The organism is Dapis brunnea BLCC-M229 (assembly GCF_050015995.1).
In the GTDB taxonomy this organism is placed as follows: Bacteria; Cyanobacteriota; Cyanobacteriia; order Cyanobacteriales; family Microcoleaceae; genus Trichodesmium.
Genome location: NZ_JBNHEP010000191.1, coordinates 1 through 530, shown reverse-complemented (window position 1 = coordinate 530; position 530 = coordinate 1). Strand labels below are relative to the sequence as shown.

Below are 530 nucleotides of genomic sequence, written 5' to 3'. Positions count from 1 at the left end.
TTAGTAATGCTCCTGATGGCAGGGTGATTTCTTGACCAATGTCACTACTGTTGCTATTAACTGCGGTGACGGTTAATTGGTCATTGTCTGGGTCGGTGTCTCCCAGGAGGACATTTTCGTTTTCAAGTACAACATTGGCATCTGTGATGGCACTGTCGTCTACAGCTACAGGGGGGTTGTTGGTCTCTGGTTCTGGAGTTGCCTCTGGTTCTGGAGTTGCCTCTGGTTCTGGAGTTGCCTCTGGTTCTGGAGTTGCCTCTGGGTCTGGAGTTGACTCTGGTTCTGGAGTTGACTCTGGTTCTGGAGTTGACTCTGGCTCTGGAGTAGGCTCTGGTTCTAGAGTAGGCTCTGGCTCTGGAGTAGGCTCTGGTTCTAAAGTAGGCTCTGGAGTAGGCTCTGGAGTTGACTCTGGCTCTGGGTCTGGAGTAGGCTCTGGTTCTAGAGTAGGCTCTGGGTCTGGAGTAGGCTCTGGCTTTGGAGTAGGCTCTGGTTCTAGAGTAGGCTCTGGCTCTGGAGTAGGCTCTGGTTCT

The 530-nt window shown here is 52.3% G+C and carries 1 protein-coding gene; it reads right to left on the bottom strand.

The window, feature by feature from the left end; translation table 11 throughout:
* On the bottom strand, positions 1 to 530 hold a 530-nt coding region (locus ACP6PM_RS21580), incomplete at both ends, for an Ig-like domain-containing protein (protein WP_426588255.1).